1 protein-coding gene (running past one end of the window) is annotated in these 12,522 nt (G+C 71.7%); it reads right to left on the bottom strand.

The genetic code is table 11. The annotated features are described in order from the left end of the window. Positions 1-12,522 carry the 3' portion of a non-ribosomal peptide synthase/polyketide synthase gene (locus tag OG579_RS07440; RefSeq protein ID WP_328858618.1) on the bottom strand. 21,531 nt of this gene lie beyond the right edge of the window, so the window shows 12,522 of its 34,053 coding nt (coding positions 21,532-34,053); the start codon falls outside the window, past its right edge; the stop codon is at positions 1-3.

Raw genomic sequence — 12,522 nt, forward strand, 5'->3', positions numbered from 1 at the left:
TCAGCTCCGGTCGTCGTGGGGGTGCTCGCCCGCGCTGCGATCGGCGATGGCGCGCAGCGCCAACATCCAGTGCTCGAACAGCTCATCGAGGTCACCGGAGTCGATGGCGTCGTCGAGGTAGGTCACCAACGCCCGCACGACCGGACCGTCGGGGGTGGCGGTCGACAGCGACTGGATGTCGATCTCGGCCTGCGCGGGCATGCGGTTGCCACGGGCCAGGGCCTCGGGATCGTGCACGTCGAGCAGTTCCGGCCCGCGCATGTCGGGGAACCACGGCACCTCGTCGACATCTGCTGTGACATCGGATCCGGGGACGGCTCCGATGTAGTTGAAGACGATCTGCGGGTCGGCGAACCCACCGAGACGCTCGCGACCCTCGGGATCGAGGTGGCGCAGCATGCCGTACCCGACGCCGCGGTCGGGGTGCGCGGCCATCGCGGCGCGGGTGCGCGCGACGACCTCCTCGGCGACCTCGGGGCGATCGAAGATCTCCGGCAGTGCCAGCCCGTCGAGGTCGACACGGGTGGGGAACATCGAGGTGAACCAGCCGACGGTCCGCGAGAGGTCGGCGCCGTCGACGACGGCCTCCTCCCGGCCGTGGCCCTCGAGGGTCAGCAGCGTCGAGGTGACGTCGTAGCCGCGGTCACGGCGCCAACCGACGACCGCGGTGGCGAGACCCGCGACGAGCAGGGCGGCCAGCGTGATGCCCTCCTGACCCGGTGTCCCGCGCGTCGCATCGAGACTCGCGGCGAGCGGGGCGACGATCTCGGCGGGCAGCACCAGCTCGGCGCGGGCGAGACGGTCGACGCGGTCGGTCGTGAGGTCGAGGCGACGGGTGCCCAACGCCGGGTCGGGTCCGTCGAGAACGGAGACCCAGTGGTCGAGTTCGGCGCGTCGCCCGGCGGCCGCGGCCAGCTGGCCCGCACTCCATGCGATCCAGCTCGTACCTGCGTCGGGGAGGTCGACGGCGTGTCCGGCCGACACCTGACTGCCCGCGACGGCGATGTCGGACTGCAGGATCCGCCACGACACCGCGTCGACGACGAGGTGGTGGGCGACCACGGCCAGCCGTCCCGTCTGTCCCTGCGACGCGGGGGCCAGCCACACCAGCCGCAGCATCGCACCGGCCTCGGGATCGACGTCGTCGATCGCGTCGGCGACGGCGGTGCGCAGGCGCGCGGTGTGGGCGTCACTGCCCGGCACCTCGTCGGCATCGAGATCGATCCGGGTGAGCGCGGCGGAGAGATCGACCGTGCCCGCCGCACCGATCTCCAGGGTCCGGGAGGCGATGTCGAGCCGTGAGCGCATCACGTCGTGTCGGTCGACGACGGCGGTCATCGCCGCGACGATCTGCTCGGAGGTCACCTCGGCGGGAACGGTGAACACCATCGGCATCACGAAGCGGTTGATGTCCCCGCCGCGCTCGAGGAGCTTCTCGATGACCGGCGTCAGCGGCGCCGAACCGGCGTGCGCGTCAACACGATCGGCGGCCGTGCCCGATCCGTGCGTGGACGCGACGGCCGCGAGCGCGGCGATCGTGCGCTTCTCGAGCACATCCCGGGCGGTGAACCGGATCCCGGCCGAGCGCGCCCTGGTCACCAACTGCATCGCGCCGATGCTGTCGCCGCCGATGTCGAAGAACGAGTCGTCGGCGCCGACGTCGGCGCCCAGGAGATCGGCGACGATCCCGCACAGGATCGCCTCGGACTCGGTGGCCGGTGCCCGCCGCGCCGCGTGCTCGATCTGCGGCAGCGGGAGTTCGCGGCGCGCGATCTTGCCCGAGCGGCCGCGCGGGAACTCGTCGAGGACCACGATCACGTCGGGCACCATGTACGGCGGCAGCACCCGACCGGCGTGGTCCCGGACACCGACGGCGTCGACGTCGGCATCGCCGTGGCCGATCACGTATCCGATGAGTCGGGTACGCCCCTCGGTCTCGTGGGCGATCACCGCCGACTGCGCCACCGAATCATGCTGCGCGAGAACGGTCTCGATCTCCTCGAGCTCGATGCGCAACCCGCGGACCTTCACCTGGAAGTCGACGCGTCCGACGTAGTCGAGCGTCCCGTCGGGCAGACGCCGCACCAGGTCGCCGGTCCGGTACATCTGGGCGCCCGCAGGACCGAACACGCTGGGCACGAACCGTTCCGCGGTGAGGTCGGCGCGTCCCAGGTATCCGCGGGCCAACTGGTCGCCGGAGAGGTACAGCTCGCCGACGGCGCCGAGCACACACGGGCGCAGCCACCGGTCGAGGACCCAGCCCCGGGTGTTCCACACCGGTCGGCCGATCGGCACCACGTCGGATGTCGTGGCCGTCGAGGTCGTGCCGGCCGCGACGACCACAGCCGACGTCGCGTCGACGGTGACCTCGGTGGGTCCGTAGAGGTTGACGACCTGGGCACCCGAGGTCGACGCCACCTGCTGGGCCAGCGAGATCGGCAGGGCCTCACCACCGGAGAAGACCGTGCGCAGGGAGTCGAGGGAATCGGGTCCCGCGGATTCGGCGAAGACCGCCAGCACCGACGGGACGAACTGCACGACGGTGACGGCGTGGTCGGAGACGAGCGAGACGAGTTCGGTGGCGTCGGTGTGCGCACGCGGTCCGGCGATGACGGTGCGGGCACCGGCCAGTGCCGGCGCGAACATCTCCCACACCGAGGCGTCGAAGGTGAACGGCGTCTTGAGGAGGACGACGTCGTCGCGGCCGAGTCGGTATTCCTCGGCGATCCACCGCACCTGGTTGGCCAGGGCGCGCTGGGTGATCGCGACCCCCTTGGGTCGACCGGTCGATCCCGAGGTGAACAGGACATAGGCCAGCGATGCCGCACGGACGCGGCCTCGCGTCTCGGTCGGTTGGATCGGCGCGTCGGAGATGTGGCGCAGGCCCGGTGCCGCGAGGTCGAGGCACGCGACCGGCGCCACGAGCGTCCGGATGGCGGCGAGGCGACCGGCGTCGGTGACGACGCAGCGCACCCCGGCCTCGGCGACGAGGGTGGTCATGCGGTCGGCGGGGGCGTCGACATCGATGGGCAGGTACGCCGCACCGGCCTTGCCGACGCCGTAGACGGTGGCGACCTGCTCCAACGACCGCGGCATCGCCACGGCGACGAGGTCGTCGGGGCCCACGCCGTAGGCGATCAGCACGCGGGCACGGCGGTTGGCCATGGCGTCGAACTCGGCGAAGGTCACCGTCCGCTCGCCGTCGGTGAACGCGATGTCGTCCGGCGTCTCGCGCACACGGCGGGCGAACATCTCGGTCACCGTCGCGTCACCGACCGCGACGGAGGTGTCGTTCCACGACTCGAGTTGTCCGGCGACCTCGTCGGCGTCGAGCAGGTGCAGGTCGCGCACCGGGGTCGCACCGGCGCGGGCGAAGGCGCGCAGCACCCGCAGCACCCGCTGTCCGAGATCGTCGGCCCGGTCGTGACCGATCAGCGCGGGGATGTACTTCAGGGAGACCGACAGGTGCGGATCGGACTGCGCGAGAACGGTCATCGGGTAGTGCGAGGCGTCGTTGATCTGCGCGCCGTCGACCGACATGCCGTCGATCTGCGATCCGTTCTCCAGCGCCTCGCGGTCCACCGGATACGACTCGAACACCACGAGGGTGTCGAACAACGCCGGTACCCCGAGGTCGCGCTGGATGGCCGGGAGCCCGATGTGGTGGGCCTCGAGGAGCCCGGCCTGTTCGGACTGCACGCGCTCGAGCAGACCGATCACCGTCTCGCGCTGGTCGAGACGCACGCGCGCCGGGATGGTGTTGATGAACAGACCGAGCATCCCGCCGATACCGGGCAGTTCGGGGGGACGACCCGACACCGTGACACCGAACACGACGTCGTCGGCGCCGGTGGAACGGGCCAACACCAGGCCCCACGCGGTCTGCACCATCGTGTTCATGGTGAGTCCGCGCTCGCGGGACAGCTCGGCGAGGCCGGCCGCGGTCTCGGGGTCGATCGCGAGCAGGTACTCCACCGGGACGATGTCGTCGGGCCGCAGCTGCTCGGGGTCGGCCGGGCGTTCGACGAGCAGGGTCGGGCCCTCGAGGTCGGCGAGGGCGTGCCGCCACGAGGTCATCGCGGCCTCGGGGTCGCGGCGCGACAACCACCGCAGGAAGTCGCGGTAGTCGGTGTCGGCCACGGGCAGATGGTCGACGCCGCCCATCGCGTAGAGCGCGAACAACTGCTGCAGCAGGATCGGTCCCGACCACCCGTCGAGCAGGATGTGGTGGTTGGTCATCGACAGTCGCGCCAACGGGGTCCCGTCGGCACCGGCAGGCACCTGCAGCATGAGGAACCGCATGAGCGGGGGCGCCGACATGTCGAACCGGTCGAGGCGGTGGGCGCGCAGGAGTCGGTCGGCCTCGGCGTCGGCGTCGGGGTGGCCGGTGAGATCGACGACGCGCCACGGCACCTCGACCACGTCGGCGATCGCGGTCACCGGGGTGCCGTCACCGGCGGTGTGGAAGGCGCTGCGCAGCACCGGGTTGTGCGCGACGAGGGCGCTGACCGCGGCACTCATCCGGTCGGCGTCGACGGGCCCGCGCAGTTCCAAGACCACCTGCGCGGTGTAGATGTCGACGGCGTCGTCGCCGGCGAGTTGGGCGTGGTAGAGCAGACCGGCCTGCAGCGGGGCGAGCGGCCAGATGTCCTCGACACCACCGTGTGCGGCCTCGATGACGTCGATGTCGTTCTGCGACAACGGCACCAACGGGACGTCCGAGGGCGTCAACCCGCCGGCGTCGGCACTGGTCCCGTGGGCCACGAGACCCGCCGCCGCACGCTTCCACTCGTCGGCCAGCGCCACGACCTCGTCGTGGTCGAGGAGTTCACCGGCGTAGGCGAACGACGCCGACAACCGCGGGCCGTCGGGGGTCTCGTCGGTGACGGCGTTGATCGTCAGCACCGCCGGGACCACCATGGCGTCGTCCATCGCACCGCCGAGGGGGCCGCCGTCGTCGGCCGCCTGCCACCCGAAGTCGGCGTCACCCGCGGCCGACTCGGTGCCGGATTCGTTGCGGCCCAGGTAGTTGAAGGCGATCTGCGGTTCGGGGCGGCTGCGGAGCGCGTCGGCCTCGGGCCCGCCGAAGGTGGTGAGCAATCCGAAGCCGATGCCGTTGTCGGGGACCGACGCCAGCTGCTCCTTGACCGCCTTGAAGGCCGTGCCCGCGGCCGGGCCACCGGCGAGGGCGTCGTCGACGTCGATGCCGTCGAGATCGATCCGCACCGGGTACTTCGAGGTGAACCATCCGACGGTGCGGAACAGGTCGGCTCGCGCGCCGTCGGCGGTGTCGGCGACGACGTCCTCCTCGCGGCCGTGGCCCTCGAGTTCGATCAGCAGCGACGACGCGTCGACTCCCCGTGCCTGTCGTCGTCGCCGCACGGCCAGCGCCAGCGCGGTGAGCAGCGCGTCGTCGGTGCCGGCACGGTAGGTCGCGGTGACGCCGCTGAGCAGCGACCGCGTGACGTCGGCGTCGAATGCGACCTCGACACGGCGCAGCGTCGCCGCCACATCGCGCGCGGGATCCAGGGGCCGGTCACCGAGGTCCGGGTCGTCGGCGGCGGCGACGGCGGTCCAGTGGGGCAGTTCGTCGTGACGGGTCGCCACGGCCGCGGGCAGGGCGTGGGCCCAGGTCCGCAACGACGTCCCGATCGGGCGGACGGCGTCGGGTGGCGTGCCGTCCGGTCCCGTCAGTCCCCACGCCACGGCGAGGTCGGGCAGCAGGATCCGCCACGAGACGCCGTCGACGACCAGGTGATGGATGACGACGTAGAGACGTCCGCGCGCATCGGGTCCGAGCTCGTCGGCGGGGTCGAACCAGACGACCGAGATCATGCGACCGGCCGCCGGGTCGAGGCGGTCGACGGCGTGGGCCGCCGCGGCCTGCACCGTCGCGGTGAACGCGTCGGTGCCCGGCAGGTCGTCGACCACGACGCGGGTCAGGACGTCGCTCGCGACCACCGATCGCGCCGGCGGGATCTCGAGGCGGTGCTTGCCGTCGAGGACGAGACGTGCCCGCAGCGCGTCGTGACGGTCGAGGACCGCGTCGAGGGCCGCGAGGAGACGGTCGTGTCCGGGATCGGCGGGCAGGGTCAGGAACGTCGCCTGCGAGAAGGTGCGGTACTCCCCGCGGGTGTCGACGAGCCACCGCATGATCGGCGTCAACGGCAGCGATCCCACGCCGCCACCGTCGAGTTCGGGCAGCACCGCGTCGGCGGCCCCGCCCTCGGTGTCGACGATCGGCGCGAGTTCGGCGACCGTGCGGCGGTCGAACACGTCGCGCGGGGCGAAGGTGAGGCCGGCGTCGCGAGCCCGCGACACCAGTCCGATGGCCATGATCGAGTCGCCGCCGAGCGCGAAGAAGGAGTCGTCGACCCCGACCTCGGGCACCCCGAGCGTCTCGGCGAACAGCGCACACAGGCGTTCCTCGATCTCCGAGACCGGCGCCCGGGAGGGACGGTCGGCCGCGACGAACGTCGGCGCGGGCAACGCCTTGCGGTCGAACTTGCCCGCGGGGGTCAGCGGGACGGTGTCGAGTACGACGATCGCCGTCGGCACCATGTGCGACGGGAGACGCTGCGCGATCCGCGCGGTGAGATCGGCGGTGTCGACCTCACGCCCGTCGTGACCGTGGACGTAGGACACCAGCATGGTCTGGCCCGACACCGGGTGCGGCACACCGAGCGTCGTGGTGAACCCGATGTCGGGTTCGCGGCCGATGACGGCGTCGATCTCACCGAGCTCGATGCGGAACCCGCGCACCTTCACCTGGAAGTCGCTGCGACCGTTGAACTCCAGTTCCCATCGGCCGTCGCCCCCGGCGCGCCAGCGGACGAGGTCTCCGGTCCGGTACATCCGCGATCCGGGCGGGCCGAACGGGTCGGCGACGAACGACGCCGAGGTCTGCGCGGTGCGGGTCAGGTAGCCCAGGGCCACCGAGGGGCCCGACACGTACAGCTCGCCGGGGACACCGGGCGGCACCAACTGCAGTCGCTCGTCGAGGACGGTGGCCCGGACACCGCTGATGGGTCCGCCGATGGTCAGCGGCAGCGCGGGGTCCATCGCGGCGCTGCGTGTCGACCAGATCGTCGCCTCCGACGGCCCGTAGAGGTTGTACATCGAGCGCCCGACGGCCCAGCGCCGCACCAGATCCGGCGGGCAGGTGTCGCCGCCGACGCAGATGACGCGCAGCGCGTCGACGCCGTCGGTGGGCACGGTGGCCAGCGCCGCCGGGGTGACGAACGCGTGGGTCACGCGATGCTCCACGAGCAGCCGGGCCAGTTCGTCGCCGCCGAACGTGTCGGCGGGCGCGATCACCTGGGTCGACGCCGCGGCCACGGCCAGCAGCATCTCGAAGACCGACGCGTCGAAACTCGGAGAGGCGAAGTGCAGCACCGTCGAATCGGAGCCGAGGTCGAAGGTGTTCGTCATCTCCGCCACGACGTCGGCGAGCCCACGGTGGGGTACGGCGACACCCTTCGGGCGACCGGTCGACCCGGAGGTGAAGATGACGTACGCGGTCGCGTCGAGGTGCGCGACGGACACGGCGTCACCGATGTCGACCCTGTCGGTGTCACCGATGTCGACCCTGTCGAGCGCGAGCCACTGCGCGGTGTCGGGCAGGCGGTCACGCAACGCGTCGACGGTGAGGCCGATCCGGATGGCCGCGTCGGCGACCATGAAGCCGATGCGGTCGGCCGGGTAGTTGGGATCGATGGGCACCACGGCCCCGCCGGCACGCACGATCGACCAGAAGCCGACGACCGAGTCGATCGAGCGTCCGATCGCCAGCCCCACCGGCGAGCCCGTCCGCACTCCTCGTGCGTGCAGCACGGCGGCGAGATCGGTGATGCGGCGGTCGAGTTCGGAATAGGTGATCGTCTCCTCGCCGGCGACGACGGCGATGCCGTCGGGGTTCGCGGCGATCGCGTCGTCGAGGATCTCGCCGAACGTGCGTGACGGGGCGGGGGGCGTGCCGGTCATCGACGCCAGCTGCGCGGTCCGAGCCGGCGACAGCAGCGCGATGTCGCCCACCGGCACCGTCGGGTCGCTCACCGCGGCCCGCAGGACTGCGACGAACCGCTCGGCCATGGCCTCGACGGTCTCGCGCTCGAACAGCGCGCTCGCGTAGGTGAAGATCGCGTCGAGGCCGCCGGGGGCGTCCGATGTCGGCGCGACCGTCAGCTGCAGGTCGAACTTGGTCGTCGTGATGTCGGTGTCGAGTCCCGAGACGGTCAGCCCGGGCAGCTCGAACTCGGCGTCGCTCGCGGTGTTGCCGAACGCCAGGACCACCTGGAACAGCGGCGAATAGGCGGTGGTGCGTTCGGGCGCGAGCTTCTCCACCAGTCGCTCGAACGGGATCTCGGTGTGGGTGAACGCCGCGATGTCGGTGCTGCGGATCCGGTCGAGCAGATCCCCGAATCCCTCGGCCGGGTCGATCTCGCTGCGCAGCACGAGCGTGTTGACGAACATGCCGACGAGGTCGTCGAGATCGGCGTCGCCGCGACCGGCGATGGCGGTGCCGATGGCGATGTCGTCGGTGGTACCCGAACGCGCGAGCAGCACCGCCAGCGCCGCGTGCACCACCATGAACAGCGTCGCGCCGTGCGCACCGGCCAGGCGCGTCAGCCCGGCGTGGGTCTCGGCGTCGACGGAGAACTCGACGTTCGCGCCCGCGGTGGAGGCGACCGCGGGGCGGGGATGGTCGGTCGGCAGGTCGATCACGTCGGGCAGACCGTCCAGATGCGTGGTCCAGTAGTCGATCTGGCGCGAGGCGAGGGATTCGGGATCGTCCTCCGAACCGAGCAGCTCGCGCTGCCACAGCGCGTAGTCGGCGTACTGGACGGGCAGCGGCGGCCAGCCGGGTGCGTCGCCGCCGCGGCGTGCGCTGTAGGCGGTCATCACGTCGCGGGCGAGCGGGGTCACCGACGACCCGTCCCCGCTGATGTGGTGCACGACGACCACCAGGACGTGTTCGTCGCGACGCGGGGCGTCGGCACCCGCTCCGGGGGACCCATGCGCGTCGGGGGTCACGGCCGCGTCGGCGCCGGATGCGACCGACAGCAGCGCCATCCGCAGCGGCACCTGCGCGGCGACGTCGAAACCGGTGGAGACGAGACGGATCAGCTCGGTGTGCAGCGCGTCGTGGTCGGCGACCGATGCCACCGTCAGCAGGGCCCGGGCGGCGGCGTCGTCGTGGTCGGCGATCGACTGGCGCGGGGCGCGGTCGTTGCCGCCGATCTGCGCGTCGGCCGGGTAGTGCGTACGCAGGATCTCGTGTCGGGCGACGACGTCGGCCACCGCGGCCCGCAACGCGTCGACGTCGAGATCGCCGACGAGGCGGATGACCGACGGGATGTTGTAGGCGGGCGAGGTGGTGTCGAACTGGTTGATGAACCACATGCGACTCTGCGCCGGCGACAACGGGATCTGCGCCGGGCGCGGTCCGGCGACGAGGCGCGGGCGGTCCGACGACGCGCTGCGTTCGGCGGCCGCGGCGACCCCGGCGACGGTCGGGTCGGTGAACAGGTCGCGCACCGTCAGGTCGGTTCCCAGCGCCGCGTTGATGCGTGCGATCGCCCGCGTGGCCGAGAGCGAGTTGCCGCCGATGGCGAAGAAGCTGTCGTGGGCACCCACGGTCTCGACACCGGTGAGGTCGGCGTAGAGACCGGCCACGATCTCCTCCACCGGTCCGCTCGGTGGCGTGTGGTCGGTCCCGCCGCGCAGGTCGGGCTCGGGCAGGGCTCGGCGGTCGAGTTTGCCGTTGATGTTGAGCGGCAACGACTCCAGGACCACCGTGACGGTGGGGACCATGTAGGACGGCAGGTCGGCGGCGGCCGCGTCGAGGACGGCACGCTCGTCGATGGCCGCCCCGGGTGCGGACACCAGGTAGGCGACGAGGTGTTCGCCCGAACGCGGGTCGCGGTGCACGGTGACGACGGCGCTGCGCACCGACGGTGCGGCACCGAGCACGCGCTCGATCTCCTCGAGCTCGATGCGCAGTCCACGCACCTTCACCTGGAAGTCGCTGCGCCCCATGTAGACCAGGGTCGGGACGGGGTCGTCGCCCACACGCGCCCACCGCACGAGGTCGCCGGTGCGATACATCCGTGTGCCCGCCGGTCCGGACGGGTCGGCGACGAAGCGGTCGGCGGACAGGTCCGGGCGGGCGAGATATCCGCGGGCCAGCTGGTCGCCGGCGAGGTACAGCTCGCCGGTGACGCCGTCGGGAACCGGGTGCAACCGGTCGTCGAGGACGTGCACGCGGGTGTTCCACTCGGGCCGACCGATTCCCACCACGGACTCGACGTGTGCGGGCACGGGCTGGTGGGTGACGCTGACCGCGGCCTCGGTCGGACCGTAGAGGTTGTGCACCCGCGCCGACGACACCGCGCGGAGCCGGTGGACGACGTCGGCGGTCAGCGCCTCACCGATGCAGAGGATCTGGCGCAGCCCGGCGATCTGTTCGGGCCGCACGTCGGCGAGGAACGCCGCGAGCAGCGACGGCACGAATGTGGTCACGGTGACGCGGCGTCGCTCGATGAGGTCGGCGAGGACGGCGGGGTCGCGGTGCGCCGTCGGCCCGGCCACCACCAGGCGGACACCGGCGGTGACGGCCCACCAGAACTCCCACACCGACAGGTCGAAGGTGGCCTGGGTGCGCAGGAGCAGCGCGTCGTCGGAGGCGAGGCGGAACTCCACCGACAGCCAGTTGAGCTGGTTGACGATCGCCGAGTGCGGCACCGCGACACCCTTGGGTCGCCCGGTCGAGCCCGACGTGTAGATCACGTAGGCGGTGTTCCACGGACGCAGTGTCTGCAGGCGTTCGGAGTCGTCGACCTCGGTCGCGGCGTAGGCGCCGAGATCGACCTCGGCGAGATCGATGACGTCGGCGTGACCCGCGACCACCTCGGGGGTGCCCTCGGAGACCACCACCACCGACGGTGCGGCGTGGTCGAGGATGTAGGCCACGCGGTCGGCGGGATGGTCGGGATCGATGGGCAGGTACGCGCCACCGGCGACGGTGACGGCGTACATCGCGACGACCAGGTCGATCGACCGGTGCATGGCCAGTCCGACGACGACCTCGGGCCCGACCCCGTGGTCGATGAGCGCACGGGCGAGGCGGTTGACGCGGGCGGCGAGCGCGGCGTGGTCGAGCGACCCGCTCTCGGAGTCCAGGGCCACCCGTGTCGGGTAGGCCGCGAACGACGACGCGAGGATGTCGGCGAGCGTGGTGGGGGCCAACACGACGGCGGTGTTGTTGCGGCCGACGACGACGTCCTCGACCTCCGTGGGCGACATCAGTGCCAGATCGCCGACGGGGGTGGCAGGCGCCTCGAGGAGCGAGGTGAGCAGGGTGGTGAAACGCTCCGCCACCGCACGCACGGTGTCGCGGTCGAAGAGGTCGTCGGCGAAGGTGAGGACCGCCTCGACCGCGGCCGGGGCGCCGTGCTCGTCGTACTCCGGCGACAGGATCAGGTGCAGGTCGAACTGCGCCACACCGTCGGGCAGCTCGACGGGTTCGATGCGCAGGCCGGCGAGCTCGAGCGCGGCGCGGTCGATGTTCTGGAACGACAGACCCACCTGGAAGATCGGGTGGCGCGCGGTGGACCGCACCGGGTTGATGACCTCGACGAGCCGCTCGAACGGGACGTCGGAGTGGCTGAACGCCTCCGCGTCACGGTCGCGGGTCGTCTCCAGCAGGCGGTCGAACGGTGTGGCGGGATCGACGTCGACGCGCAGGGCGAGGGTGTTGACGAACATGCCGATGACGCCGTCGAGTTCGCGTTCGGTGCGCCCGGCCATCGGTGTGCCGACGATGATGTCGCGACTGCGCGAGAGCCGTCCGAGCAACACCGCGAACGCGGTGTGGAACGCCATGAACGTGCTCGCGTTGTGGGTGCGGGCGAGGTCGGCCATGCGACGGTGGACGTCGGCGGGGACGGTGAACGCGTGCTGACTGCCGCGCAACGACTGCACGGGCGGTCGCGGACGGTCGACGGGCAGCTCGAGCTGATCGGGCAGCGCCGCGAGAGTCGTCTTCCAGAAGGCGATCTGGGCGCTGAGCAGGCTGGTCGGGTCGTCCTCGTCGCCGAGCAGCTCGCGCTGCCAGATCGCGAAGTCGGCGTACTGCACCGGGAGTCGGTGCCACGCCGGTTCGGTCGCCTCGACGCGCGCGGCGTAGGCCAGGGCCAGATCGGTCACGAACGGCACCATCGACTCGCCGTCGGCGACCACGTGGTGCACGGCCATCGCCAGCACGTGCTGGTCGTCGGCGACGCGGAGCACGGTGATCCGGACGGGGACCGAGTCGGTGACGGTGAACCCGGCCGACAGGAACTCCCGCAAACGCTCCGGCACGTCGGCGATGTCGACGTCGGTGACGGACACGTCCGGGATCGCCTGCTCGGCGGGCAGGATCACCTGGTGCGGGCCGGCGGCGGAGTCGGGGTACACCGTCCGCAGCGACTCGTGCCGGGCGATGACGTCGCCGATCGCCGCCCGCAGGGCGTCGAGGTC

The organism is Williamsia herbipolensis (assembly GCF_036153515.1).
GTDB lineage: Bacteria > Actinomycetota > Actinomycetes > Mycobacteriales > Mycobacteriaceae > Williamsia_A > Williamsia_A herbipolensis.